Source organism: Micromonospora sp. NPDC048935 (assembly GCF_043197875.1).
Lineage (GTDB): Bacteria > Actinomycetota > Actinomycetes > Mycobacteriales > Micromonosporaceae > Micromonospora.
The window spans coordinates 1-25,999 of record NZ_JBICTZ010000020.1; the positions used below are offsets into that span (position 1 = coordinate 1).

Consider the following 25,999-nt stretch of genomic DNA (forward strand, 5'->3'; position numbering starts at 1 on the left):
ACATTCACAGCTGCGCGGCAGACTCAACTACGACGTCGATCATGCCGGTTACCTGCCAAAACTCCAGACCAGGCAACTGCGGCTGGAGTACTAGGGCTCGCCTGCGGGCGATGAAGACCCGATGGTGGGTGATGACGTCCTCGGGATAGATCCAGGTGGGGGTGGACGTCCTCGATGCGTCACACGGTCATGGCGACGTAATGTGACTGACGTGGATGAAGCGCTGGGCCCGACCGCGTCGCAACGAAGCGCTCGCCTGCTGGCCGAGCATGCAGCGCCTCGTCTGCGGACGGTGGACGAGCACCAGTTTCGCACCCCTCGCGGCGGGATGAGAGTTCAGGTGTACACCGCGCCGGAACGTCGACCTGTGACCGTGGTGACCCAGGGCGACCGCGAGGGCACCAGCCTGACGAACGCCGCCGAGCACTACGCCGAGGAAGTTTGGCGGCGACTCTGCCCCGACGAGGCGGAGCCACCGCTGTTCATTGCCCACCAACTCCTCAATGAGCGTGACCTCGGCTTCCAGCAGTTCCGCTTCGTCGCCGCCGGCCGGCACACCGTGCAGCGGCCGGTGCGGTGGGGGCCAAGGCTGAGCCCGACCGAGCTGGAGCATTTGGTTGGCGGGCCCGTCGACCCGAGCCGCGGCAAGTACACGCCACCTCCGCCGGCCGTCGAGGGGCGCCAGCGCTTCGCCGTCGCCCTGGTGATCACGCTACCCAGGCCCGATCTGCACGGCGAGCCACAATGCATGCCCGCCAGCACGTCGTGGGGCCAGCGGCTGGCACGCCAGGTGGCACCACGACGCCAGGGCCGTACATGCTGCTGGTACCACCGCGGCGACTGGAACGCAGCCTCCGCCATCGCGATCCAAGCCATCGCTCGCACCGCCGCTACCCCGCTGCGGCAGGGCTACCTGGAGGCCGACGAGCAACTACCTGCCGTGTCTACCTTCATCGGTCAGGCTGCGCCAGACCCATGGACGCGCGACGCCGCCACCAGCCTGGTCCTAGATCCGATCCAACCCAGCCGCGACGATCACGGCAGGCGCTTCTACGTCAACGGTCGGCACCGCAGCCAAGCGATGCTCGACGCTGGCGTACGCCGGACCCACTGGGACTGGCCCGAGCCGGGCGGCGAGCAATGAGGGAGGACAACGCCGCGCTTAACGAGGCGGTGCGTCAGCTCGTGGCGCAGGCTGGCACGGTGGGCCGAGTTTCCGGACGCGAGCCCTGGTGCGAACTGATCGTTTGGGTTACCTGGGGACAGTGGGGCCGCCGAACCGGCTGGCCCGTTGTCCCGGTACTGACAAGACCCTGGCAGGACACTATCTCCGCCGAACGGCGCGGATGGCGCACCCGCGCCGCCAACCTTCACGGCGACTTCGCGTTCGCCGTCGACTACCGAATCTGCCGCCGCTGCCGAATCGGCTGGGTAGAACAGCCCTACACCCACCCCCATTACCAGCGCCACGGCATGGCCAGCGCCGGCCTCGCCGCGCTCCGGGCCGAGCACCCCGGCCTGTCGTGGCACACACTCGGCGGTCACTTCCGTAGCTCGCAGCCATTCTGGGAAGCCGTAGGCGTTGATGTGTCCGGTGGCTACCAGCAGCGCGGCACCTGTCCGCATCTCACGGGTGGACGCTGAACCGACCGTCTTCAAGGCATCGAACCGGTCGCTCGGTACCCGTTGCGGGAGGCACGCCGGGAGCACGCTCGATAGAACGGGCGCCGGCCTGGCTTCAGGGTTCAGATGCGTGAAGCCAGCTGAAAAGGCTGACGAAGCGAAGGAACGAGACGATTGCGTAGCACGTCACGCGATGTAGACGCTTGTCATCGAGCCGCCGCCGCCCGTGGACCCTGCGGCGCCCGGCCATGCGATCGCGAAGGCCAAACGGCATCGCGCACGCTGTCGGCGTGTCATTGCGCGACATAGCCCAAAGGGCCCGCAAGACAGCCCCAGCGAGTGGGCATCGCAGCAAACAAAGGACGGCGCCGAGCAGGTAAGCAGACGTCGATCGGACGCTAGACGCGCCGAAGCACGCAGACGACCTTGCCCAGGATGACCGCGTGTTCGGCGAAGATCACATCGTAGAGTGGATTTCGCGGGACTAGCTCGACGCGACCGTCGCGGGTTCGATAAGCCTTGACCGTCGCCTCGCCCTCGATCATGGCGGCGACGATATCGCCATTCTCGGCGACCGCCTGCTGGCGCACGACGACGACGTCTCCGGCGCAGATTGCCGCCTCGATCATGGAATCGCCCTTAACTATCAGAGCAAACAACATGCCGTGCCCTACCAGGGCGCGAGGCAGCGCCAGCTCGTCCTCCACGTGTTCCTCAGCAAGAATCGGGGCACCGGCAGCGATAGTGCCCAGCACCGGAACTTTGACACCTGGCGCGTCTGCTTCGTTCGACGCGGGACCGACCTGCGCCCTGCGTATGTCGACCGCCCTGGACGCGTTTGCCTCGCGACGCAGGAGGCCACGCCGTTCCAGCATGTTCAGGTGGTGCGCCACGGACGAGGGGGAGCCGAGCCCGACTGCTGCGCCGATTTCGCGCACCGTGGGTGGGTAGCCGTGCTGCTGGATCCAATCGTGTATCACAGCCAGGATGCGCTGCTGCTTGGCGCTGATGTGGGGCGGCTCAGCCTCGGTCCCCTCGGAGGTTGTCATCCACGGACAATACAACGGATTTAGTACGCGCGTACTAATGCGCTTGGTGCCGGTTCGGCGACCCGACCCGGTCGGCAACGCGACGTCGGCGTCGATCTCTGCCACCAATGTCAGCTCCGCCTGTACGTACCGCAGCAACTCCGGCCGCTCCAGCTGCCCGTCCACCGTGCACCACGGCGGCGCGAGTTCGCTGCAGGGGTCCAGAGGAGACAGCATCTCGCCGAGCTGCTCCTGCTAAGACGACGGTCAGCGGGAGGGGGCGGCTGCTGTGCCGCAGCCGCCCCCTCCGATCTACCCGCCGGAGCAGCACGGTGACGGGGCTGCTAATGCTGCGGGTTGACTTGCCGATGAAGGCCTCGGTGACGAGCCTGGTCCGGTGCTTCCACCAGCCTCTCCTGCCGGATTCGTAGCGGCCGACCAACCGGTTGGTCACTACTCCCTCGATGCCGGCCGCAACTGTCCAGTCCAGTAGCCAGTCCACCACCTCCCGCATGTCGGTGGTCTGCGGGGCGACGGCCAGCTGCGCCGGCGCATCGACGAGCAGCCGCTTCAGCCGGGGTCTCGCCGCGCCGATAGCGGCAGGTCGACGATCACCTCGCCGCCAACGTCGGCCAGCAGATCGAACAGCACATAGTGGCCAGGACACTGAGGGACCAGGCTGAGCTGCCCGCGGCCGGCGGTGACTTTCCGCTGGAGCAGCGCGAAGTTGGAGACCTCTCTGTTGCCAACGCCTTGACACAGAGGTGCCGTTAGATCCACGCGCCCTGTCACCACAAGGTCGCGTCCACGGAAGTGATGTACTACTTGCCCGTGATGGGCATGTTGCGCAGATGAGAGCCGACCATCGCGTCGATCCTTCAAGACGACCAAGTCGGCGAAGGAACTGGTCCTGGCGCCCGAGGCGGCGCCAGGACCACCGCCGATGGTGAGCTAGTTCTCGATGCTGCTCCGAGACCGTCGATCGGGAGGCCTGCGGTGGCTAGTGATCGCGACGGTGAGGTTCGTGAGGGCGGCAGCGAAGGCAAAAAGATCACTGGTGGCTTGGATGACGTTGAGCCACTGCTGCATGGGGAACTCCTTGCGTGGTAGGGGCCAGCCGGCCCTGGCGGACGAGTCCCAGTGCAGCGGTGGTGCGAGCCCTCCGGCGACGGCGTCGGAGGATCCCGGCGGTGGGACCGCCGGCCACGAACGGATGATCCGGGGCCATAGCGGTGAGCGACCGGCTACTACTCTGTCCGTCGGAGGCCGGTACCAGTTGCCGGACGGTAAGCGCGATGGGCGGGAACTAGAGTGGATCGATCAAGCTCCGTACCAGGAGTTGATCCATCCCGCGTGAACAATCTGGTCGAGTTGGCCGCTTGCCTGGATGGGCTACGCCGCCGCCGGGACCTGTCGTACGAGGCCATGGAGCGGGAGTCGAGGAAACTGCGGTCGCGCCCCGGTGAATCGCCTCGGGAGGTCCTGGGCAAAAGCACCGTGGGGGAGATTGTCAACGGCAAACGACTACCCAGCAAGGACAAGCTGCTGACCTACCTGGCAGTCTGCCGAGTCGCGTCGGCTGACCTTGCCCAGTGGCTCGCGGCGTGGGAGCGTGCGCGCACCGCCGATCTCGCCCTACCCGCCGGCGCGATACGGGTACGGGAAGTGTTGCCCCGGCGGCTCGGTGTCCACGCCGCGATCCGGGCCGAGGGCGCTCCCGGCGAGCTACCCATGTATATCCCTCGCGATGTCGACTCCCAGCTAAGAGCGGCGTTGACTGCGGGCGTCCAACAGGGGTGTTTCGTTCTGCTGGTGGGTGGATCACTGGTGGGAAAGACGCGAACCCTCTATGAAGCCGTCCGGAATACCTTTCCAGAGTGGTGGCTCGTCCACCCAGCCGACTCCGAGGAGATCCGGACCCTTGCTGCGGCACCCACCGCCCGTACGGTGGTCTGGCTGGATGAGCTGCAGACGTACCTTGCCCGCGACACTGGCCTAACCGCCGGTACGGCACGCGCCCTGCTTCGGGCCGGAATGGTGCTTGTCGGCACTATGTGGCCCGATGAGTACGCCACCCGCATCGACCCGCGCCGGCCTGGGGATGACGACCACCACGCTTCCGGCCGGGAACTTCTTGATCTTGCTCATGTCATTGACGTCGCACCTGCGTTGAGCGATATGGAGCGCCGGCGGGCACAGGAGTTGGCTGGCGTGGATGGGCGTATCTTGGAAGCTCTCGACAACGTTGACGCCGGGGTGACCCAGGTGTTGGCTGCGGGACCAGAGCTGCTTCGCTGGTGGGAACAAGCCGTTAATCCCTACGGCCAGGCTGTTATCACAGCCGCAGTCGATGCGCGGTGCCTTGGCGTGGGCGCCCCGCTGACGCGTGAGCTTCTCGCTGATGCTGTCCCGGGGTATCTGACCTCCGCCCAGCGGGCCGCCGCCGCGAATGATTGGCTTGATCACGCCTTGGACTACGCCACCACGCTGCTGCGTGGTGCCGCGTCCGCTCTCAGGCCGGTCGACGACGGCACCATGGGAGGGATCAGCGGATACATCGCGGCCGACTACCTGGTCCAGCACAGTCGCCGCACCCGCCGCACCCATTGCCCACCCGCCTCTGCGTGGCAGGCCTTGGTGGACCACATCGATGACCACGATGCGCTGGAACAGCTAGAGGCCAACGCTGACGCCCGGATGCTGTACCGCTACAGCCGGCCCATCCTTCAGCGGCTGGCGGAGGCCGGCAACCGTGGTGCCGAGATCCAGATACGAATTGATCAAGGCGATCTCGAAGGCGCGATCGCCGAGGCGCGGGGATGGGACCTCGAAGGCGCGGACGCCTCTGATTTCCTGATCTGGGCTTTAACAAACCGGGGATATATCGACGCCGCAGCCTCCGAGCTGCGGACCCGAAACCACTGGGCCTCCAGAGTCGAGATCGTTGCCCTGCTATCGAACAACGACAGACTTGACGAGCTGAAGGCGCTGGCAGAGGCAGGCGACGAGTACGCGGCCCGAAGACTCGCCTTCCAGCTTGCAAGACGTGGACGCCCCGAGGAAGCTCTTGCCCTGGTACGCCCCCAGGCTGATGCCACCCCGCCCAACGAATGGGCCGCTGCCTGGATGGTCGAATGCCTCGCACTGCTCGACCGTCTAGACGAACTCCAAACACGATCGGACGCCGGGGATGAGTACGCCGAGCTTCGACTGCTGGCCCGGCGCGGCCACCTAGATGAGCTTCGCGCGCGCGTTGCCGCCGGCGAGGCATACGAGGGAATTATCCTTACCGCGCTGCTCGACCTCGGCCGCGTTGACGACGCAGTAGCCGAGCTGCGGCGACACATTGAGGAAAACTACGACAACGGCGGAGACATCGATCCTGCCGAGCAACTCGCCGAACTACTGGCCACACACGGCCTCCTCGATGAACTCAAGGCAGAGCTTCGCGCGGGCAACCCCTGTGCCGGCAAGTGGTTAGCCAACCTGCTGACCAACCACGGGCAAGTCGAACAGGCGAACCAGCTCCTACGCTTCGGCCTTAACCCCGACGGCACGATAGCCAGCCCCGACGCAACTACCCGAATATACAAATTCTGAGCCGATCAGTGTCCGTAATCCTGTAAGCAAGGATGGGAGAGAAATGAACCAGCGTCTTCCAGCTCTGCCAGGACTTGCAAAAGAAATATCCACTGCTCGCATCGCGAAACGTCAAAGAGTTTCGGACTCCATCTCGCACTTAGTCAGCAATGCTCAAGATCTCCGCGGCTTCTCAGATCTCGAAAGTTTGGCTGAAGCCGCCTACGGCATCGATCCACCTGACTCGACGGCGAAGGCCGCCGCTCATCACATATTAACGATCCGAGCGGAGGTTGCTCGTCAGCTTTGGCGCCGCGATCTCTTCGTCGGAGTTAGTGTGATCGACGAGTTGCTGTTTCAGCATGTCGCTGCCGGCGCAAGTGACCCGCTCTTGGCTACTCTGCAGACCCTTCGCGCTGGCGAACTCAAGAAGCCGGGTATGCTGGTTTTCCCGCTGCACTCGTTCGGGGTTTATGCTGCGGGCCTGTTGCGTCCATTTCGGGGAACAAGTGTCTCACTTGTGAATTCAGCACAAAATTTCGCGGTAATCCCGCAAACGAACAAGTTGGACCACACGCTAAATCGTCTGAACGAGATCGGCGCACAACTCGGAACCTCCAAGCCGGTCGACGGGGAGCTGATTAGACATCTACACACGAGCCGCAATGCCAAGTGGCTCGAGTACAACCCCCTACTGATCGCTGCCGTTAGATCCGTGTCCGGGATGTATTACGAGAATGAGTTCCTGCTACTGGGCCGCATCAGGGCGATTACAGCTTCGCTCGTTATGCTGGCCGCCCTGCAGCCACGTACTCAAAGCCGGAAGGCGGCACTTTTCAGTTCATCCCGCATTAATAACTGGGAAACGCTGGATATCCACCACTATATTGTCCTTACGTCGGGCGTCGGGAAGAATTTAGGTGGTCACGCGATCCCCATTCATCAAAGACGGGCCGTGACGGAGCTTAGCGATTTAGCGGTCGAGATTGGCCCCCGGTACTGGGGGCGATACCAGGCTCGGGCAAATAACGTCTATAGGGCAGTCGGTGACCTGTATGCGGGCTATATGAACTACAGTCTCGGCGTCCCAAAGGAAGATAGCCGAGGGCGCACCTACCGTAAGCTTTTCGAGGCAGTCACCTACTTCCGGCGCTCCTACAGCGGAAGCGGGGAGGATTGGGCAGCTACGGTTAGCCTTGCAACGGCGTTCGAGATGCTTTTGACGGATTCTTTCGAACGGGGCGTTGCTCAGCGCTTGCGGCGCCGAACGCGTGCGCTCCTTAAGGGTGCGCGTGGCACCGTAGGCTACCAGAAAGCAGTAGAGGAACTCTACTACAGTCGCAGTGCCACTGTGCACAGCGGAGTTGTTCCGACGTTCCCACTTGAGGAGGCCAGAAAGGCCTTCGTATTGGCATTCTGCGCCTTGATGCAAAGAATCCCTGCTTTGGGTGCGCGGCAAGAGAAGCCGATCGCGCATCTAACTGGAGTAGAGTAGCCCGCTCGACCCCGAGCCTCGCGGTAGGCGGACTGGCTGAAGGAGACGCTCGCCGCTGCTCGTCGTCGACCACCGGCCGCAGCGCGGCCATCGGATGCCGACCAGGCCACAAAATGGGGGTAGGTGGCGTCGGTCTTGTCCTGACCAGTCGTGAAGATCCGGGCGCCGGCCGACAGCTTCGGCGGCACATCGACGATCTGCTCGCCGGCAGCAAGTAGCCGCATCGTGATGTGGTTGCCGATCCCGATGCAGCCCTCGACCGCCGGCTGGATCCGATTGACGTAATCGTTACTCAGGCACACGAGTCGATCAGCGGCGTACACACGCAAATGCCGCCGGTAACGCTCGATCGTGGCTGTTATTTAGATCGAGGTAGAGCGGACAGGGTGGGGCCCAGTTCGTCAACCAGTGCCTGTAACCGGTCGGCATCGCACGGTACGTCGATACTGCGCGACCGGTTGCCGTCAGAACAGTAGAAGCGCGTCGAACTGCGGCCCTTCGGCCTTGCTGGCGATGACATCTCGCCTGCCGCTCCTCAGGCGGCGGCATCCTCTGCAGCCCTGCCGCTGGATTCGGGCTGAGACAGTCGTCTCCCACTGCTTCGACCCGCAGCAGGGGCAATGCCACCGGCAGCGGTCGCCGGACCCTGGGCGGAGCCGATCAGGCCCCCGGTCAGGGTGGTCCAGGTTCGCCAGAAAGGTGCTCGCGATCTCGGGATGCAGGTCGCCCAGCGATCCACCGGGCGAAGGCTCCTGGCGGGACGCGGTGCGCCGGCGGATGCCGCACGGCTGGCAGCCGTGCCCGGAGGTGCGGGTGACGACGGGTGCCACCCACTCGTGCGCACAGTCTGGGCATCGCCAGAGCACCCGGATGGTCGACCCGCGAGCCAGGTCGAGCAGCTCAATGTCGCGGGCCTTGTCGACGTCGAGGATGCGGACGGCCTGGGTGAGCAACTCGGGAGCGACGTCGCGGACCCGGAGTTCGGCCCGGCTCAGACGAGTCTGGTAGGAGCGTTCCTGCCGAGAGCACGCTGGGCAGCCGGTTTTGCGCTGGGCCCGGTCGGCCACTCGGGTACGCCAGACGTGCCGGCAGGTCCCGCACTGCCAGACGCACCGGTCCGCGGAACCGGGAAGCAGCCACTGTGCGCCCATCTCCGGGCGCGTCAAGTTCTGGACCAGTTCGCTCGCCAGTTCGGGAAACAAGATGGCCAGGCTTTCGCCGGGTGGTGTGGTCTGGAACGTCTTCCACTCCTCGCGTGCTGCGGCGAGGCCTGCGGCGATCCGGTCGACAGACAGGGGCGGGCACGCCACGGACTGCGACCGCAGCCACTCCGCGAGGACCAGAAACCACTCTGTCGCGTCCTTGCTGCCCGCAACCACGGTCTCCCCCGGAACCGGCGGCGTGCCGGGCTGCCGAACCCGTACATAGCGCACGCCCAGCTTGGCCATGACCTCAGATTTGCGCAGGTCCCGGGCTTGAGCAGCAGTGCCGGCGTGCCACTGGGCCGGGTCCAGGTCGATGTAGATTTCGGCCGAGGGCAGGAAGAGGTCCAGCCGCTCCGCCGAGCGCCGGCCGCCGTCGAGGCGGACGTCGACTTCCACCTCGTCGCCCGTCGCGGCCGCCAGCAGGTGGGCGAGCTCTAGTTCGAGGAGGCTCCGGCCGCGGCGGCGACACCGGCCGCAGCCGTAGTCCGGTGATTTCGCGCGATCGCGCACGTGCGCCTGGAATAGCGCACCGCACCGGCAGCGCCAAGAGCAGAGGGCGCCGGCGCGCGGGTACAGCGTCGCCGGTCCGTGCCCGGGCCAGGAGAGGTTCGCCACGAAGGACGAGGCGACCTCCGGCATGAGCGTGGCGAGCGACTTCTTGTCGGGGGCGACCCGACTGGCGACGCCCCGAGCCAGGTACGCGCATGCAGCACAGAGCAGCCGGGTCGCGTGAGTGACGACCGAGCGTTCGAAGTGCCGGGAACACTCTGGGCAGCGCCAGACGCAGATGTCGTTGGTCCCTGCGGTGAAGCTCTGCGGGTCCCGACCAGGGTGAGACTTGTTGGCGACGAACGTGACGGCCTGCTCCGGATGCGTGTTGCTGAACGAAGCGGCTTCGCCGGGGTCCCGCAGCATCTCGCCCGCCCGACGGCGCCCGCAGGGCGGGCAACCTCGGCCAGCGGTCCGATTCGTCACGGTGGACACCCACTCGTGCCCACAGTGGCCGCAGCGCCATAAGCATCGGTCGACCGAGTTCGGACGGAGGAGGGCGGGGCCGCGCTCGGGACGCCGCTGATTGGCGACGAACTGTGCCGCGATCTCTGGGTACAGGTCAGCGAGCGATCGGCCGGGCTGCGCTGCTCCGCCCATCAACGCGGCGCATCGAGGGCAGGGCCGGCCGGCACCGACCACGTACAACACCGTCTGCTCCCACTCGTGATCGCAGGCGTTGCACCGCCATTGGCACCGGTCAGTCGCGGATTTCGGCAGGGAGTCGGGGGTGCGGTGCGGATGGGTGAGGTTGCGGACGAACATCTCGGCGACCGTGGGGTGGGTAGTGCGCAGCGGTGCGGTGGTCGGCGGCCGACGGTTCGCGGCCCGGCATCGTGGGCAGACGCTCCCGGCGACCCGGAGCCGGACTCTCGTGTGCCAGGTGTTGCCGCAGGCGCAGCGCCACCAGGCCACCTTGTCGGAGCGGACGCTCACCTCTGCCACCGGCGCCTGCTCGGCCGGGTCCTCCCAGCGCAGGAAAAACTCGACGATCTCCGGGCACGCGTCGCCGACCCGGTTGGCCACCCGCCGGGAGTTGGCGTCGGATCGGCGCTTGCCCGCGCACGGCTTGCAACCGCCGCCCCCAGACCCGGACCGCCGCGAGATCGGGGCTACCCAGGAGTGGCCGCAGGCCGAGCAGCGCCAGCGCGCCTCAGCCGAGGACTGGGCGCTGATCGTCTCGGGTGTGGCGGTGGGATAGGTGATGCACTCCAGCCACTCCGTGGCCAGTTCAGGCATGACTTCGGCCAGGCTGCGGCCCGGCTCCGGCGTGTCGGCCTCGCGCCGCAGACGGCTCCGGCAACCCTTGCAACCGGGTGCCGCTCGCATCCGCACCGCAGCGGCCTGCCACCACTCAAGCCCGCAGGTCGCGCACCTCCATCGGGCCTCGCGGTTCGAGCCTCGGGGGAGGTCGCCCAATGCCCCCATCCAACCCTTAACCTCGAGCAGTTCCGGCAGGAGATCTGGATGGACGCTCGCTAGTGTCTCCCGGGTCTTGGCGGCCACGCCCGCATCATCGCAACCGAGTACGACACCTTCCGAATGCCGCAGCGGCAGATGCCGCTCCGCTGCCGCAGACTCAGCAGCCGGTCGAGGGGCTCCGGCACGGTCAAGGTTAGCGGTGACGGCTTCAAGCACCGCCCACGTCATCGTGGGGGAGACAGCACCCAGCAGGGGAAAGATCCGCAACAACGTAACCCTGGCGTTCAACTAGTGCGGTGACCGCGAAGGTTCACCGGGTTGTCAGCCCAGCGTCGCAGGTCGGTTAACGTCCACGTCCATGTCCGAATCCGAGCAGGTTCTTAGCTGGCTGCAGAGCTGGTATGCCTCACAGTGCGACGGCGACTGGGAACACGAGTGGGGGTTGAAGATCGAAACGCTCGACAACCCCGGCTGGTCGATCACGATCGATCTAGAGGAGACGGAGTTGGCGGATCGGGAGCACCTCCGGCAGCAGGTCACACGGGGTGAACATGACTGGGTGATGGCCTGGACATCCGAAAATGCCTTTTACCTCGCATGCGGGCCTCGCAACCTGACCGAGGCCCTCACCCTGTTCCGTGACTGGGCATCTGAGAGCGGCCAGTGAGGCGGTGAAAGGCGAACCCGTCACACGGCATACGCCGGTCCGCCGCCCCAGCGGAGGCCTTTCTCGCTGTGAACGCGGGCTCGTTCGCGGCGTTGGGTTGCGAGGACGTCGGGGTGGCGGGCATTGGTGTTGCGCCAGCGCAGGTAGGCGTGCAGTGCCCGGGTCTGGGCGGTGTGGTTGCGGTGGTGGGAGTTGGCGATGGTGAACCGCCGCAGCGGGCCGAAGTGGGCCTCGATCGGGTTGGCCCAGGAGGCGTAGGTCGGTGTGAAGCACAACTCGACCCGGTGTCTGGCGGCCCAGGTCCGGATCTGGGCACCCTTGTGCGCGGACAAGTTGTCGATGATCACGTAGATCGGGGCGCCGTCGGGACGGGCGGCGCGGATCGACTTCAGCGCGGCCAGGGTGTTCGTGGCGCCTTTGCGGCGGCGGTTGACGCCCCATAGGGTGTCGTCGCCGACGGAGTAGCAGCCGTGGAAGTAGCGGATGCCGTGGGTGCGCTGATAGGTCGCCGGCCACCGTTGCGGGTGTCCCCGCTCGGCCCACGCCGTCCCAGCGGTGGGTCGGATCCCGAGCGGCCCGAACTCGTCGAACGCGAACACCCGTTGCGGGAACCGGTCCAGAACCTCTTCGATCCGGTCAAGCTTGACGTCGCGGTCGGGGTCTGGGGACTGCTTCCACGTCCTGGTCCGCTGGAACGTGACACCGCGGCGGCCGAGCAGACGACGCAGGGCTTCGCGGCCGATGCGGATGACTCTGCCGTCCAACCTGCGCAGATAGGCGGCGAGTTTGCGCAGCGACCAGGAGGTGAAAGGCTGGCCGAGCTTGACCGGTCGGGTGGTGGCCGTCGCGACGACGAACTGTTCGTCGTCAGGGCTGAGCAGGCGGGGACGGCCTCCGGCCCACTGAGGGTCCACGCAGGCCAGGCCGATCTGATTGAAGCGGTGGATCACGTCACGGACGGTGTCCTCGTCGGCCTGGACGAGCTGGGCGATCACCGGGACTCGATTCCCGCCGGCGGAGGCCAGCAGCATCATCGCCCGCCGGTATCGCACCGAGCTGGCGCTGCCCCGGTGCACGATCTGCTGCAGCTTCTGCCCTTCCTGGTCGGTCAACCTACGCACACGGACAGGCTCGGCCACCTAGCCTCCAGGTGTCGGCTCGGATGTCGGGCTATATCCAATCGCGACAGTGGCCAACCCGGCGAACCTTCCCGGTCAAAGCACTAGCCAGCGAGAAAGGATCGCGGACGTGCTGATCACTCCGTTGCCCGGCGTCCGCGGGAACAGCCTCCGCCAGTCGCTCCTAACCTGCACCAGGCCGTCGCCAACATCCGGGGCGGTGCCACCCACCCAGCGATGCATCGAGTCTTCTCCTACCTTGACTGGGCAAACGAGGTTCGATGCCAGCTCCGCACCCAGATCAGCGCCGCGAGCCTCAACGCGCTCGTCCCGCCCGACCGACACCAGCTCCTCGTGTCGCTGGCCGGCAGGTCACCATGATCACCTACGACACCGGCATGGCGTCGCGCGCGAAGGCAGCTGACCTCGAGGTGGTGAAGCTGGAGCAGGAGCGGGGCGAGGAACCAAAGGCGGCTTAATGCCGAACGATGACGAGCCGTCGGCGGATGCGCCGGACCACCCAGCTTTGTGGTGTTCGAGGTGTCCACAGCGCGGCCGTTATAGCGCAGCTGCGCTACAACGGCGGCCGCAGCTCGCCGAGATCCGGGTGGCGGTGCGGATCGTGCAGGGGTCGGGGCTACCCAGGTAGCTGTTCCCACCCGTCGGCCGCCCTGAGCACGCCGACGGGCAGCCCGTCCGTCACCTTGGGGCGCTGGCCGACCAACTTCTCCGGCAGACGAACCTCCGCCTTGACGTCCGCCCTCTGCTTGTCGAACGACAGGTGCACGGTGGCTGTGACTCCGCGAGGGCGGTCGCGGAAGTACACATCCAACCCGTTCGACCCGTCCGACGTCGGCGAGCAGATGGCCTCGACCTCGGCGCCGGCTTGGTCGGCGACGCCATGCTGCGCGCACTGCCAGTTGACCGCTGTTCGGGCAACGAGCTCGAAGTCGGGGTCGTGGTATAGAAGTTCGCGAGCCCGCTCGCGGCGCCGCAGCTTGCCGAGCGCGGCCTTGAGCGCCTCGTGCGTGAGGTTGCCGATCACGCCGGCGGCCATGGCCTGTCCGATGAAGAGGGCAGTCGTCTGCGCCCAACCCGAGAACTCGTGGCGAAGGTGGCCGGAGTTGGGGCCGGCGTCCATCTCCCGCTCCTGGGAGATCTCCGTAGCCGGGGCGTCGTCATGGCTCATGCTCGCAGGGTAGGCGCGGCGCCAAATCTGCGGTGAACCGGTCAGGCCCAGTTCGGCCGTAGCACGGACGCGCGCACGCCCCCGACCGAACGGTCGGGGGCGTTGCTCCGCATGGCTCCGAGTCAGCTCAGCCGCAGGCGGAAGTCGGCCCAGGCCCGCTCGGCGGTGGCCGCCTCACCGTGGGCCGTGGCGATCTGCGCGGCGAACCACAGATCCTCGAGCTCCTTGCGCCCGGCCTGGGTGTACACGTGCACCTTCTTGCCCAGCGCCCGCGCGTAGCCGATCTCCACGAGGCTGCCGTGGCAGGTCGGGTCGTCAATCCAGACGAAGATGTGGGTGGCCGAGCGAATCGCGGTCAGGCACCGCTGGGTGACCTCGGGCCGGGACATCCCCGGGTAGGCGCCGCCGCAGGCGATGTCGCCGGCGGCGACGCCGTGGCTGTTCTCGCCGTGGTAGCAGCCATGGTCGTCGCTCATGAAGTGCGGGCCGACGTACACGGCGCCGGGGAGGCTGGCGATGCGAACCTCCTCCGGCTAGGGCGTCCGGTCCGGGTTCTCGTACTCGGCGCCATCGACGATGGAAAACAGGGTGTGCCGCCACCCGTTCTTGGTGATCTTCCCAGCGGCGTAGACGCGGATGCCCTCGAAGTTGTCCATGCGAAACCGTCCTCTCAATATCGGGGGAGGGAGACGACCGTAGTGGACGGTAGCGCGGTTGAGCGACCAACGGCGGCGCGTCGCCCGCCCCCTGTCGCCCATTCACGATAACGTTCCTTCTCGTGAATGAGATTGAGGCCCGGGAGAGCGCCGACCCAACCACTTTCATCGATCCAAACGAGCAGCTGTCGGAAGCGGCGCGGCGGCGCATCCGCGAGTCGGTGCCCGCGTCGACGCGGCGGGCCTACGCCGGGGACTGGCGCCGCTTCACCCACTGGTGCGACGACCAACAACGATCACACCTGCCGGCCACCGCGGCGACCCTGGCCGAGTACGTCTCGCACCTCGCCGACGAAGGCAAGGCAGCGTCCACGATCGAGCGCGCCATGGCGGCCATCACCGTCGCCCACGCCGCCGCCGACCTCCCGCCGCCCCACACCCGGCCGGCGCGCGCGGTGGTGCGCCGGCACCGCGCCGAGCTCGCGGAAGGTGGCCGAGGAGTACGCAAGGCCAAGGCGCTGACCATTACAGCGCTGCGGGCGATGGTCGACACCCTCGACGTCTCCACCCTGGCAGGGGTGCGCGACCGGGCCCTCATCGTGGTCGGTTTCGCGTTGGGTGCCCGGCGCAGCGAACTCGCGGCGCTCAACATCGCCGACCTCGCTTTCACCGACCACGGCCTGCAGATCGCCATCCGACGCTCCAAGACCGACAAGGAATCCGTGGGCCGCAGCACCGCCCTGCCCTACACCTCGCGACCGGCCACCTGCCCCGTGCGCACGATGCAGGCATGGCTGGACGCCCTGGCCGCCCGCAGGGAGACGTCGGGACCGGTGTTCCGTCGCATCGACCGGCACGGCAACCTCGGCCGGGTGCCGCACGGGCGCGGCGAAGCGAATGGTCGCATCACCGGCCAGGCCGTAGCCATCATCGTCCGCCGCACCGCGCTGCGCGCCGGTTTGGACGCCGCCTCCGCGTTCTCCGGTCACTCCCTGCGCCGCGGGTTCGCCACCGAAACCCATCGGCGGGGCAAGAACCCGCTGTGGATCGCCCGGCACGGCGGGTGGAAGGACGGCTCCGCGACGCTGGCCGGGTACATCGAGGATGCCGACCAGTGGGAGGATAACGCCCTTACTGACGTCGGTCTCTGATGGAGCCGAAAGCGGTTCCTGACGATTCCGGATATCCGAACTGGAGTGAGCCGAATGGGCGCAGAGGAGCTACCGCCGCGCGCCAGGCCACGCTACCGACCGGGGCCAGTTGAGCCATGGCCGGAGCAGCCGACAGCGAAGCGAAGCCCCGGCACGAAGGCCGGCCGGATCGCGGTTGCCGTTGTGTGCGCTCCGTGCATCATCGCGGGCGAGCGGCATCGTGGGTGCCGTCCTTGTCCTCCTGATGGTTGCCGCCATCGTGGCGTACGTCCAGCCGAGTAAAGGACGAAGCGGGCGGCGGTGATGAACACCGAGCTCTGAGCTGACCGTGTATCTCCTCGCGGGTCTTGGCAGGCTCCACGCAGGCGGCCAGACCCATGGCGTCCTTCCATTCTTAAAAGGACTTCTGAGTTTGCAGGCGTTGGTGGCGAGCGCGTGGCGTAGCCGATCTCGGCGCCGCCCTGGTTAAGCGCCTTGACCAACGTCGGACGCATCCGCCTCACAGCTGCGACGGGTGTACCCCAAGGACCAGCGGTGCCTACGTCGGAGGAGCGCGTGGCTCATCTGTGTGCGGCTGAGGACGTCTCAGCGACGTCCGAGCCGACGCCGGATTCCGGCGGCCACGTCAGCGCGCAGGTCGCCGAGCCCGTAGACCTCGGCAGAAGGCTGCTCGACGGCGCGGTTGGCCTCGTGGGCGGCATCGTGCTTGGCGTTGCCGCAGCAGACGTGGTCGGTGACGTAGGGCCTCGCCTTCTTGGTACAGATGCGGTGCGCGCAGACGATGTAGCCGGGCGCTGACTGGGCCTCGAGCCATTCGGCGGGGATGGGCATGGTGTAGATCCTCTCGCGGTGGCTGGTCAGCGACCCACGCGGGCCCGGGGCGTTGATTACGAACGTGCGCGTCGATTAGTTGGCACCAGCTGCGCCGGTCCCGATGTGGTTCTCTGAGAGCGCCAGGGGCGAGTGTCGCGCCAGCGGGCGGCAACCAGTCGGACGGCGGCCTTCAAACTCACCGCTCGGCGGCCGTCCGATCTCACCGTAACCACCCAGCGTCGCGGTGCGTCAGGTTCCTGACCGGTGCGGCACTAGTCGCTGAACCAGTTGTTCTCGCTGGCGATGTCGGCGAGGGCGGGCAGAGTGGACAGGGCGCTGGACAGGATCACCTGAGCGGTGATGACCACGTCTGGTGGCCATTGCTGGGGTTGCTTGAGGATGCGACTTGCCGTGACGGTGGTGACGGCTCCGACGCGGGCTTCGCTGAGCATGCCTGCGGCGAGGTGCGGCCGGGTGCCGGCCAGCAGCGCTGGTCGTAGCGGCTTGGTGTGGTCAGCCACGACGGACAGGGCAAGGACGGTCACGTCGCTGCGCACCGTGAGCACGTCGCTGACGTTGTTGGCGATGATCCGTAGCAGCTCGGGTTGGGTTGAGTCGAACGCGGTGAGGTGCAGCAGAAGCGCGGTGAGCGCCGAGGGTGTGATCAGCCGGTTGTGCAGCGGCGCATAGAGGTCGAGGCGACGGGGCGAGGTGTGAACGGTGAAACGCCGAGCGGTGGCCATCACGGTGGCGATTTCATGGTTTGTGAGTCGGCCCAGGATGGCATCCATCTGTGGGATGCACGCCTGCACCACCTGCGCTCGGGCGAAGAGAGCGACAGCCAGGATCCACGTACGGACCGCAAGGCGGTCACTGATCTCGGGCTCCCTGTCCAGCCACCATGCGGTGTCGTCGTTGTGGTGGTGCGCTTGGCGCAGCCACGCCGCGATGGCGGCTGGAGTAGCGCCAGCGGCGAGCTGAGGCTCGGCCGGCATCGTGACGGTAAGGCCGTCTGGGGCGGCTAGCACCGCTTCCCGCAGCAGCCAGCTGTCGCCGAACCCGCCGGCGAGCACATTCAGCAGGTGCGCCCAAGCCTCCTCGGTTGCCCAGTCCTCGGTCGATTCTGCGGCCTTCAACTCGGACAGGAGCACCGTGGGGTCACCGATGTGCGGGGTGCTGCGGCGCCGGCGGCGGCGCACGGCCGCTTCGCCGCTGTGGGCGGCGCGGAGAGCTGCGAGTCGCTTGGCGTAGAAGCCGTCCGGGTGGGAGCTGGCGTGGAGCTGCTCAAGGAAGGTTGGACCGTCGCCAGGGCGGCGGTCGTGGCAGTACCCGTCGCCGAGGTCGGCAACGCACGCCTGCGCGAGGGGGCCGCTCTTGACGTCGCTGCCGGCGTCGAGCAAGAGCGGCAGGACAGGCTCTCGGGCGGCAAGGAGGGCTGCGCCGCTGGCGCAGGACAGCACGTGTGCAGCCTGCCAGGTGCTCATCCCCGACAGGGCGCGCACGTGCGCGGCGGTGCGCAACCAGCTCATGGTCGGCTGACGCATGCCATCGCCCCAGCACCAGCTGTGGGTGCGCTCCGCCGGTTCGTGACGGGATAGCAGCCGACCCAGCGCGTCGCGGTGCGCCTGGTCAGGTTCGGTTTCCAACCGCGAGCGCGCGTACACGGCGATCTGGGCGGCTCCCACACCCGGGGCGAGCACCAGTGGCTTCCCGGTGTCATCCAGCAACCCGTCTTCGGCGAGCACGCAGCCGGGCCCTTCGAGAGCTGCTTCGACCGCGCCGCGCACCGCCACAGCAGTGAAATCCTGGTAGACCCGGTCGCGCAGTAGCTGCACCAGGACGGCGCGGGTCAGCGGAAGGACGTCGAACGGCGCGTTCGCCCGGACCTCTCGAATGGTCGTCGGCAGGCTCTTGATCTCGGCCTCGGACAGCAGACCGACGAAGAAGCGCAGCACGTTCGACCAATAAGGACGCTTCATCATCTCCGCCAGCCGCGCGTCCTTCGTCCCCAGGCCTCGCGGCTGCGCTCCTTCAGCCAGGTGGCAGGCTGCGAAGTACTCCCGCAGAGGCTGCACCTCAAACTCGAAACCCCTGCTGCGCTGCACGAGGCAGACGACCCGCGAGGTAACCGAGGTGAACAGCGCCCCAAGGTTCGGACTAGTCTCGTCGTAGTTACTGAGGAACTCAGCGATCAGTCTCTGCAGATCGTCCAACTCGAGTCTACCGCTGCTGCTGCCCTGCTCCGCCTGTGTCTGCAGGTGCCAGGCCAGGAACCGGTGCAGCGCCAGCACCAGCCGGCGGTGCTGAGCGACCATCGGCTCCTTGGGTCTCTCCCGGTCGAAGAACACCTCCACGTAGTCCTTGTACAGCTCTGTGCGTTGCTCGGGCAGAATGCTGCGCCGCTGCAGCAAATGCAGCAGGATCGCCATCTGCATGGGGCTGGCCGCCAGCTCCCGAACATGAGGCAGCTCTAGATTGCCGATGAACTGTTTGAGCAGCGCGCTCGTGGCTTCAACGGTCAGGCCAGTCTGCTCGGCCCAGCGTTTGAGGTAGGCCACCTGCAGCCGCTTCGTCAGCCGCTGGACCACCAGCTCAGGAAAGGCGGAGCCGAGCTTGAGTGGAGCGGCGGTGGCTCCGGGGCGAGTGGTGACCAGAATGACTATGTCGATGTCCGGACCGTCCCACCGCCGCGCCGTCGTGGCGATCTGCTCCGCGACCCGTTCTCGCAGCCGCAGGTCAGCGACCTCGTCGAGCCCGTCCAGGGCCAGCAGAACCGGTCCGGCGGCAAACACGGCGCTCAGGTCGTCAATGGTGAACGTCTGACCGCCACTGTGCGCGCTGACGTGGGCGGCGAGGTACTCCTCCAAGGGCGCGGCGAGATCTGGCTCCTTCTTGCGCCTCTTGTTGCCACGCGCCAGCCACTCCCCGTAGGCCCGCAGGTCGACGCGAAAAGGTGTTCGGGCTACGTGCGGGTCGTAGCGCTCGTTGCGGTACTCGTGCCGGTCCAGCAGCATGGACCGGTACACCTGAGACACGTATTGCAGCAGGGTGGTCTTCCCCTGCCCAGGACCTCCGATGATCACGGCGTTGCCGCGCCACGCCGGATGCAGCAGCAGCCGCGCTGCGCCGGTCTCCCACTGGCCGGTCGGCGGAAGTTCAAGCTCGTCGACTCGGTCGGCATCGACTCCGCTGAACTGCGCCATCAGCCGAAAGGGGACGCTGAAGCTTTCCCGACTTGCCACCTTGACGTCGACGAACAGCCGGTACACCGATGGTCCGAGGAGATCAACCTCGCCGAACCTCACCTGATCATCAACCTCGTACTGATCGAGCAGGTACGCGCGCAGCGCGCGATCCCGCCGGCGAGCAGCCTCCGAGTCGTCCCGACCTATCAGGGCCAAGATCTGATCCGCTGGCAGCATCCGAACGAACTTCCGCACCAGGTCAGCAGGGGCGGCGCTCACCTGCGCGTCGACGGTCTCCCGCCACCAGGCTGTGATGCGAATCGACCACGCCTTCGCGCGGGCCTCAAGCGCCGCATCGAGTTGATCGATGGTGCCTTTGTCCAGGTTCCCCGTGCCACCGACGTTGGTGACCAGGTAGTACTCCCTCGCGCCACGCCGCGCCAACGCACGGATCTTCTCCGCCTCGCCATCGACGGCGTCAAGCAGCCACTTGACCGGCTTGGTGATCGCCTCCGGTGAAATCGTGAACTTCACCTGATACACGGTCGAGGCGTGCACCGCGTCACGGCCGCCGTCTGCCTTGCCCAGCGGCATGGCACGCAGGCCCGGTCCCAACGAGTGCGCCAGCAGAGCCTGGATGAGTTGCTGGAACTCCCGATCTCCCAGGTCCTCATATCGATAGCGCATGCGGGCGATCTTCGCACATATGTGCCGACAGACGGTGCCTGCCGCGCCGCCCCAGCCACACCCTGGCCCGGGCTGCAGCGCAGCCCAGGGGAGAGGCCCAGCCTCTTACAAAGCATCAATCGAAGCCGATAGCCCACCCGCACGACCACGGCCGCAGCGATGAGAACGTGGCCCTACGCAAGCAGACAGCCCAAGCGAACACCGCGTCGACGAACTGCGACGGGGACTGGAGCTACACCAGATCACTTAGGCCCACGCTGGCTCAACTCTGTGAGAACGCTCGGGGAATGGCTCAGGTTATTGAGAATGGCTCAGGTCAGATGAGAAATGACAACCGAAGTCCGATTCGATAATGCACATTATGTAAAGTCGACCGTGGTGGCTGGTCCCCTCGCGGCCTTCAGTCGCGTGTGAGGCCCGGCGGGCAGTCCGCCGAGCACCAGCGCGATGCCGCCGACGTCGGTCCAGGTGCCGCCTCGCAGGGCGGAGACGAGCCGGCAGTGATCCGCCGGAGAGAACGGGTCGGTCGCCGTGGATGTGAGCCGCCCGCCAGGTGGCCGCCTGATCCGTCGTGCCGGGCGTTGCCGCGACGGTCCGGCTGCGGCGTGTGCCGGTCCAGGTGTGACATTGCGGGCCTGTCGCGCTGCCCCCATGAACGGGTCGCGTCGCAGCTGCCCGGTGCCGCAAACGCACTGCCCCGTCAGTCCGCACCGATGAGTCCGCACCGAGCCGCTCCACTTGTGGGGCAGCTCGACAGGCACTCAACAGCAGGCGGCGGCCCCCTGGGTGAGGTCCCACCTCTCCCCTCACCCGCCCTTCCCGGGAACCCGAAAATCATGCATAATATCCCTTATGCATGACAAAAAGGACGAATCGCTCGGGGTGCTGATCGAGGAGTTCCTGACCGCGCGTGCCACCCGCAAGCCTTCCCCGCACACCCTGGACGCGTACCGCAGGGATCTGCACACGGTGGCCACCCTGATCGCGGAGGATGTTGCCGCTCCCCTACCCCCGGATCAGCTGTCGATCACCACCCTCTCCCCCCGGGTGATGCGGGCGGCCTTCGCCCGGTTCGCCGCTCCCCGGGCGGCCGCGTCGGTGCACCGGGCCTGGTCCACCTGGAACAGTTTCTGCTCGTTCCTGGTGGCCGAGGGGCTGATGGCGGGCAACCCGATGCCGGCCGTCGGGCGACCTCGGGCGCTACTCCCCCAGCCGAAGCCGCTGCGCGGCACGGACACCCCCGAGGTGCTGCTCGCGTCGGTGGCGCGCGACGACGGCCGGCAGCGTGACCCGTGGCCGGAGCGGGACGTGGCGGTGTTGGCGGTGGCGTTGTGCGCGGGGCTGCGCCTGTCGGAGCTGCTGGCGCTACGGGTCGGCTCGCTTGTGGGTCGGCCGGGTGAGCGGCGCATCGAGGTGGCCGGCAAGGGCGGGCGGCCCCGGGTGGTGCCGATCGAGTCCGATCTGGATCGGGTGGTGGCAGACTACCTGGACAGTCGGCGTCGACGCTTCGGTGCGCGGTCGGTGCGCCCCGATTCGGCGTTGCTGGTGGATCGGCAGGGCGAGCCGCTACGCCGTGGTGGTCTGCAGTATCTGGTGGAGTCGTGTTACCGGCGGGCGGGCATCGGGGACCGGGTGCCGCGTGGGGCGCGGCTGCACGCGTTGCGGCACACGTTCGCGACCCGGTTGGCCGAGGACGGGGCGAGTGCGGCGGAGATCATGCGGTTGTTGGGGCACGCGTCGTTGGCGTCGTCGCAGACGTACATCGAGGTGACGGCCGGGCAGCAGCGTGAGGCGGTACGGGCCAACCGCACCAATCGGGTGTTGGCGTCGCTGGTGGGTGTGGACCGGGATTGAGTGTGCGGTTGCTGTGGTCAGGATGGCTGGACGTCGTCGAAGAGGGCGAGGGCTTCGGTGGGGTCCGGGCTCACGAGGCGTTGCAGGCCGGCTGTCGTGATCTTCGCCCACGTGGCGGCTCGTACCCACATCTGTTCCTCGAAGGCGCGTACGGCCTGGTCCGGGTCTTCGGGGTTGGCGGCGATGGCCTCGGCGAGTTCGGCGCCGTCGAGCATCGCGAGGTTCGCGCCTGCCCCCAGTGGTGGCATCAGGTGGGCGGCGTCGCCCAGCAGCGTCACCCCGCGGACGTGGGCCCAGGTGTGGGATTCGGGCAGGACGTAGAAGGGGCGGTGGACGAAGGTGGTGCCGTGGCCGAGCAGGTCGAGGACGGGTGCGGCCCAGCCGTCGAACAGGGCCAGCAGGCGTGTTCGGGTGGCCTCGACGTCGGTGGGGTCCAGGTCCGCGTGCCAGTTCCGTGGGGCGCGGAGCTTGACGTACACCTTGACGTGGCCGCCGCTGTTGCGTTGGGCGACGAGGGACCGGTTCGCGCCGTAGACGGCCATCGAGCCGTCGCCGATCAGGTGGGCGAGGTCGGGGTGGCGGGTGTCGATGTCGTCGAGGGAGGTCTCGACGGAGGTGACGCCTGTGTAGTGCGGTGTCACCGGCGAGACTGCCGGGCGGACGCGGGACCAGGCGCCGTCGGCGCCCACCACGAGATCGAACGTCTCCTGTTGCCCGTCCGCGTAGTGGACGAGTGTGCCGTCGGCGGTCCCGGGCAGGACCTGTGTCACCTCTCGCCCCCACCGTACGTCGAGGGAGTCGCGCAGTAGGTCGCGGAGTTGTCCGCGGTCGATCTCGGGGTTGGTTTGTTCGCCGGGGCGGGGTTGCCAGTCCCGCAGGACGGCGCCGGTGGTGTCCAGGATGCGCATGGCCTGTCCCTCGGGGCGGGAGAGCGCCTGGAACTCGGTCAGCAGGCCGGCTTTGTCCAGTGCGAGTTGGCCCAGCCCCTTGTGTAGGTCGAGCGTGCCGCCCGGGGGGCGGGAGTCGGGTGCGGGATCGCGTTCGAGGATGGTGACGGGGTGGCCGTGGCGGTGTAGGACGCGGGCGAAGGTGAGGCCGGCGGGGCCACCCCCGGCCACTGCGATACGGTGTCTCATAGCGATACACCGTATCGCGCCGGTACAATGCATCGCAACAGTGGGGAGTGGCCATGACGGTGTGGGACCGGCCGGAGCCGCCGAATCGCCCGGTGCCGCTCGACCGGGAGCAGATCATCGCGGCGGCCGTCGCGCTGGCCGACGAGGGTGGGCTGGAGGCGGTGTCGTTGCGCAAGGTCGCGGCTCGGCTGAACGCCGGCCCGATGCGGCTGTACGGGTACATCTCCACCAAGGACGAGCTATTCGACCTCATGGTGGACGAGGTGTACGCCGAGATGCTCCCCCGGGAGCGGGCCGCTGACTGGCGGGAGGCGTTGCGCGTCCTCGCCCACGCCACCAGGCAGGCCGTTCTGCGGCACGAATGGCTGGCCGACCTGCTCGGTGGCCGCCCCACCCTGGGCCCGAACGGTTTCGCCGTGACCGAGGCCAAGCTTGCCGCCCTCGACGGCCTCGCCGACATCGACACCGCGCTGCGGGCGGTGGAGACCGTCGGCGCCTACGTCACCGGTGCGATCAGGCGCGAGATCGCGAACGTGCGGGCCGAGCGCGCCACGGGTCTGTCCAAGCGTGACTGGCAGCGCGCCTCCGGCCCGCACCTGACGAGGATGTTGGCCACGGGCCGCTTTCCGGCGCTGAGCAGGGCGGTGCACGACGGTGCGGAGGTGGACGCCGAGGTGTCCTTCGCGACCGGTCTGGACTGGGTTCTCGACGCGGTGGCCGCCAAGCTCACCCGACCGGCGGCACAGGGCTGATCAGGTAGGCGGGGGCGGAGTGATCCTTCGTCCCGGACCGGGGACAGGGAGCGCCCGCGTCGGTCAGCGGGCGTGCCGCAGCGCCCAGTCGAGGGCGTGGTCGGCGATCCGTTGCCAGCCCTGCTGTGCGGGCAGCAGGTGGGCGTAGCCGTCGTAGAGCTCGACCTCGGTGATGGTGTCGCCCTGGTAGTGCGCGGCGTTGGCGCGTTGCACGCTGGGCGGCATGATGTGGTCTTCGGAGCCGGAGATGAACAGCAGCGGGGCGCGTTTGTCGTTGTGGTAGTCGACGGCGATGTCCTGCGGGCCGGGCAGCAGGTTGGCCAGGACGCCGTTCCAGAGGATGCCGCCGGCGGCGGGGATGGCGTAGCGCTCGTACAGGGCGCGGGCCTCGTCCTCGTCGAAGGTGTTGGTGAACGCGTAGTTCCACTGGTCGAAGGTGAAGCCGACGGCCCGGTGCCGGTTGGCGGGGTTTTTCAGGACCGGGAAGGTGGAGCGCAGCTGCGAGAAGGGGGTCACCGTGACGCCTTCGGTGGGTGCCGAGTTGAGCACGACCGCCGAGGTGCCGTAGCCGCGGTCGAGCAGCACCTGCGTGAATGCCCCGCCGGCGGAGTGGCCCATGATGACCGGGGGTGTGGGCAGGGTGTCGAGCACCGCGCACAGGTGCGCGATGATCTGCGGCGCGGTGAGCGTCTCCAGAGGGCTGGGGTCGGCGTTGATCGCTTCGACCTCGGCTTCCAGTCCGGGGTACGTGGGGGTGAGCACCCGCATGCCTTTGGCCCGGTAGTGGGTGGCCCAGTGTTCCCAACTGCGGGGGGTGACCCAGAACCCGTGGATGAGCACGATGGTGTCCGGTGTGTCGCTCATGGTCAGCTCCGTGGCGGTGGTGGTTTCCAACCTACGCACTGTCGGGCTGGTGGCCGGCGGGTTCAGCCGAGGTCGACCAGCAGGGGGCGGTGGTCGGAGACGGTGGACGGTGGTGCGGTGACGGCCCGTACGGGTGGGAGCTGGGCGAGGGCGTGCCGGTCGGCGAGGATGTGGTCGAGTTGCACGCGGGGTTGCCCGGAGGGGTAGGTGGGGCGGCGGCCCAGGGGGCGCCAGCCGGAGATGAGTCGGGCGGCGCCGGCGGGCAGGTTGAGGTCGCCGAGCAGGACGCGGGGGCCGGGCAGGGCGCGTAGGGCGCGGACGGTTTGGCGCAGTTGGCGGGCGTTCCAGCCGGGGACGAAGGACAGGTGGGTCGCGGCGACGGTGAGGGGGCCGTGTGGGGTGTCCAGGACGGCGGCGAGGACGACGCGGGGTTCGTCGTGCAGCAGGATGAGGCCGCCGCGGAGGCCGGGCACGTAGACCGGGGATCGTACGGGTGCGGGTTTGAGGCGGGTGATGTGCCAGCTGCGGACGGGGTGGCGGCTGATCAGGCCGATGCCGTAGCAGGGTTCGCCGTGCCCGTCGTCGTCGTGGCGTAGTGGGCGGAACTGTTCGCCGGGGGTGCCGACGAGGGCGGCGGCGAAGCGGTGCTGTGGTGCGTCGAGGGCGTGGGCGGCGATGGTGGTGAGGTCGAGGTTGCCGCTGCGGTGTTGGTCGCGGTCGACCTCCTGTAGGGCGAGGACGTCGGCGTCGAGGGCGCGGACGGCGGTGGTGAGGCGGTCGGCGTTGACGAGCCCGTCGCTCAGGGATCGTCCGTGCAGCACGTTGAAGGTGGCCAGGCGCACTTCTGCACCCTACGTCCCCGTGGCAGGGTTACCGGGTGGCGAAGGTGTTGCTGTGTTCCGTGCTGGTGTTCGTGGCGGTCGGCGCGTTGGGGGTGTGGTTGCGGCGTTCCCGGGGTCGTTGACCGGGTGAGGCTGGCCACTCCGGTGCCGGTCGGGGGTGCCCCGGTGGGGAGAATTGCCGCCC

The 25,999-nt window shown here is 67.6% G+C and carries 19 protein-coding genes; 8 read left to right on the forward strand and 11 right to left on the reverse strand.

All coding sequences use genetic code 11. The annotated features are described in order from the left end of the window. Positions 1-367: 367 nt before the first annotated feature. Together ACGFIW_RS33010 and ACGFIW_RS33015 are read left to right on the forward strand one after the other, a co-directional pair. Complete coding sequence (locus ACGFIW_RS33010; protein WP_393324241.1) at positions 368-1,144, forward strand: hypothetical protein; 777 nt, start codon at positions 368-370, stop codon at positions 1,142-1,144. Further along, complete coding sequence (locus tag ACGFIW_RS33015; protein ID WP_393324243.1) at positions 1,141-1,644, forward strand: hypothetical protein; 504 nt, start codon at positions 1,141-1,143, stop codon at positions 1,642-1,644. The genes ACGFIW_RS33010 and ACGFIW_RS33015 overlap by 4 nt, the downstream gene beginning before the upstream one ends. Before the next feature lie 377 nt (positions 1,645-2,021). Here ACGFIW_RS33015 and lexA read toward each other — a convergent pair whose 3' ends face one another. Then, positions 2,022-2,672: a transcriptional repressor LexA gene (lexA, locus tag ACGFIW_RS33020; protein WP_393324373.1), complete on the reverse strand. Its 651-nt coding sequence runs from the start codon at positions 2,670-2,672 to the stop codon at positions 2,022-2,024. A 1,332-nt stretch (positions 2,673-4,004) separates the two neighbouring features. Here lexA and ACGFIW_RS33025 point away from each other — a divergent pair. Then, the gene (locus ACGFIW_RS33025) at positions 4,005-6,251 is read left to right on the forward strand and encodes a hypothetical protein (protein WP_393324246.1); all 2,247 of its coding nucleotides are present in this window, start codon (positions 4,005-4,007) and stop codon (positions 6,249-6,251) included. Positions 6,252-6,294: 43 nt separating this feature from the next. After that, positions 6,295-7,725 (forward strand): hypothetical protein, encoded by a 1,431-nt coding sequence (locus tag ACGFIW_RS33030; RefSeq protein WP_393324248.1) that lies wholly within the window; start codon positions 6,295-6,297, stop codon positions 7,723-7,725. Positions 7,726-8,189: 464 nt separating this feature from the next. Here the strand turns inward: ACGFIW_RS33030 and ACGFIW_RS33035 are convergent, their stop codons facing one another. Next, complete coding sequence (locus ACGFIW_RS33035) at positions 8,190-11,168, reverse strand: zinc-ribbon domain-containing protein (protein ID WP_393324251.1); 2,979 nt, start codon at positions 11,166-11,168, stop codon at positions 8,190-8,192. 91 nt (positions 11,169-11,259) lie between these two features. On the opposite strand from ACGFIW_RS33035, the gene ACGFIW_RS33040 reads away from it, so the two are divergent. Next, positions 11,260-11,568, forward strand: coding sequence for an immunity 53 family protein (locus ACGFIW_RS33040; protein ID WP_393324254.1), 309 nt, complete (start codon positions 11,260-11,262; stop codon positions 11,566-11,568). Between the two features lie 20 nt (positions 11,569-11,588). Here the strand turns inward: ACGFIW_RS33040 and ACGFIW_RS33045 are convergent, their stop codons facing one another. The 4 genes from ACGFIW_RS33045 to ACGFIW_RS33060 all read right to left on the reverse strand — a co-directional run bounded on the left by ACGFIW_RS33045 (position 11,589) and on the right by ACGFIW_RS33060 (position 14,531). Beyond that, positions 11,589-12,707 carry an IS630 family transposase gene (locus tag ACGFIW_RS33045; RefSeq protein ID WP_393324257.1) on the reverse strand — a complete coding sequence of 373 codons (1,119 nt, stop codon included), beginning with the start codon at positions 12,705-12,707 and terminating at the stop codon, positions 11,589-11,591. Between the two features lie 616 nt (positions 12,708-13,323). Further along, positions 13,324-13,875: a hypothetical protein gene (locus ACGFIW_RS33050; protein WP_393324261.1), complete on the reverse strand. Its 552-nt coding sequence runs from the start codon at positions 13,873-13,875 to the stop codon at positions 13,324-13,326. 122 nt (positions 13,876-13,997) lie between these two features. Beyond that, on the reverse strand, positions 13,998-14,351 hold the full coding sequence (locus tag ACGFIW_RS33055; RefSeq protein ID WP_393324264.1) for a nucleoside 2-deoxyribosyltransferase: 354 nt from the start codon (positions 14,349-14,351) through the stop codon (positions 13,998-14,000). A 57-nt stretch (positions 14,352-14,408) separates the two neighbouring features. Next, positions 14,409-14,531: a hypothetical protein gene (locus tag ACGFIW_RS33060; protein ID WP_393324267.1), complete on the reverse strand. Its 123-nt coding sequence runs from the start codon at positions 14,529-14,531 to the stop codon at positions 14,409-14,411. Between the two features lie 122 nt (positions 14,532-14,653). Here ACGFIW_RS33060 and ACGFIW_RS33065 point away from each other — a divergent pair, with 122 nt between their 5' ends. Further along, positions 14,654-15,682, forward strand: a complete 1,029-nt coding sequence (locus ACGFIW_RS33065; RefSeq protein WP_393324269.1) for a site-specific integrase — start codon at positions 14,654-14,656, stop codon at positions 15,680-15,682. 585 nt (positions 15,683-16,267) lie between these two features. Here the strand turns inward: ACGFIW_RS33065 and ACGFIW_RS33070 are convergent. Together ACGFIW_RS33070 and ACGFIW_RS33075 are read right to left on the reverse strand one after the other, a co-directional pair. After that, positions 16,268-16,513 carry a hypothetical protein gene (locus ACGFIW_RS33070; RefSeq protein WP_363888256.1) on the reverse strand — a complete coding sequence of 82 codons (246 nt, stop codon included), beginning with the start codon at positions 16,511-16,513 and terminating at the stop codon, positions 16,268-16,270. A gap of 254 nt (positions 16,514-16,767) precedes the next feature. Next, on the reverse strand, positions 16,768-20,367 hold the full coding sequence (locus ACGFIW_RS33075; protein WP_393324272.1) for an NACHT domain-containing protein: 3,600 nt from the start codon (positions 20,365-20,367) through the stop codon (positions 16,768-16,770). Positions 20,368-21,219: 852 nt separating this feature from the next. Between ACGFIW_RS33075 and ACGFIW_RS33080 the strand changes: the two genes are divergently transcribed. Next, the gene (locus ACGFIW_RS33080) at positions 21,220-22,221 is read left to right on the forward strand and encodes a tyrosine-type recombinase/integrase (RefSeq protein ID WP_393324275.1); all 1,002 of its coding nucleotides are present in this window, start codon (positions 21,220-21,222) and stop codon (positions 22,219-22,221) included. 17 nt (positions 22,222-22,238) lie between these two features. On the opposite strand, the gene ACGFIW_RS33085 is transcribed toward ACGFIW_RS33080, so the two are convergent. Continuing rightward, entirely contained in the window at positions 22,239-23,357 is a 1,119-nt protein-coding gene (locus ACGFIW_RS33085; protein WP_393324278.1) for an FAD-dependent oxidoreductase, read from the reverse strand. Positions 23,358-23,410: 53 nt separating this feature from the next. Here ACGFIW_RS33085 and ACGFIW_RS33090 point away from each other — a divergent pair, with 53 nt between their 5' ends. Beyond that, positions 23,411-24,109 carry a TetR/AcrR family transcriptional regulator gene (locus ACGFIW_RS33090; RefSeq protein WP_393324281.1) on the forward strand — a complete coding sequence of 233 codons (699 nt, stop codon included), beginning with the start codon at positions 23,411-23,413 and terminating at the stop codon, positions 24,107-24,109. A gap of 63 nt (positions 24,110-24,172) precedes the next feature. Here ACGFIW_RS33090 and ACGFIW_RS33095 read toward each other — a convergent pair whose 3' ends face one another. Together ACGFIW_RS33095 and ACGFIW_RS33100 are read right to left on the reverse strand one after the other, a co-directional pair. Beyond that, the gene (locus ACGFIW_RS33095; RefSeq protein WP_393324284.1) at positions 24,173-24,973 is read right to left on the reverse strand and encodes an alpha/beta hydrolase; all 801 of its coding nucleotides are present in this window, start codon (positions 24,971-24,973) and stop codon (positions 24,173-24,175) included. 62 nt (positions 24,974-25,035) lie between these two features. Beyond that, positions 25,036-25,815: an endonuclease/exonuclease/phosphatase family protein gene (locus ACGFIW_RS33100; protein WP_393324288.1), complete on the reverse strand. Its 780-nt coding sequence runs from the start codon at positions 25,813-25,815 to the stop codon at positions 25,036-25,038. Positions 25,816-25,999 lie beyond the last annotated feature (184 nt).

Excerpts from the sequence above, each read along its gene's own strand:
- ACGFIW_RS33085 (WP_393324278.1), bottom strand. The coding sequence starts at position 23,357 with ATGAGACACCGTATCGCAGTGGCCGGGGGTGGCCCCGCCGGCCTCACC.
- ACGFIW_RS33055 (WP_393324264.1), bottom strand. The coding sequence starts at position 14,351 with ATGAGCGACGACCATGGCTGCTACCACGGCGAGAACAGCCACGGCGTC.
- ACGFIW_RS33075 (WP_393324272.1), bottom strand. The coding sequence starts at position 20,367 with ATGCGCTATCGATATGAGGACCTGGGAGATCGGGAGTTCCAGCAACTC.
- ACGFIW_RS33080 (WP_393324275.1), top strand. The coding sequence starts at position 21,220 with ATGCATGACAAAAAGGACGAATCGCTCGGGGTGCTGATCGAGGAGTTC.
- ACGFIW_RS33015 (WP_393324243.1), top strand. The coding sequence starts at position 1,141 with ATGAGGGAGGACAACGCCGCGCTTAACGAGGCGGTGCGTCAGCTCGTG.
- ACGFIW_RS33070 (WP_363888256.1), bottom strand. The coding sequence starts at position 16,513 with ATGCCCATCCCCGCCGAATGGCTCGAGGCCCAGTCAGCGCCCGGCTAC.
- ACGFIW_RS33040 (WP_393324254.1), top strand. The coding sequence starts at position 11,260 with ATGTCCGAATCCGAGCAGGTTCTTAGCTGGCTGCAGAGCTGGTATGCC.
- ACGFIW_RS33095 (WP_393324284.1), bottom strand. The coding sequence starts at position 24,973 with ATGAGCGACACACCGGACACCATCGTGCTCATCCACGGGTTCTGGGTC.
- ACGFIW_RS33060 (WP_393324267.1), bottom strand. The coding sequence starts at position 14,531 with ATGGACAACTTCGAGGGCATCCGCGTCTACGCCGCTGGGAAGATCACC.
- ACGFIW_RS33050 (WP_393324261.1), bottom strand. The coding sequence starts at position 13,875 with ATGAGCCATGACGACGCCCCGGCTACGGAGATCTCCCAGGAGCGGGAG.
- lexA (WP_393324373.1), bottom strand. The coding sequence starts at position 2,672 with ATGACAACCTCCGAGGGGACCGAGGCTGAGCCGCCCCACATCAGCGCC.
- ACGFIW_RS33030 (WP_393324248.1), top strand. The coding sequence starts at position 6,295 with ATGAACCAGCGTCTTCCAGCTCTGCCAGGACTTGCAAAAGAAATATCC.
- ACGFIW_RS33090 (WP_393324281.1), top strand. The coding sequence starts at position 23,411 with ATGACGGTGTGGGACCGGCCGGAGCCGCCGAATCGCCCGGTGCCGCTC.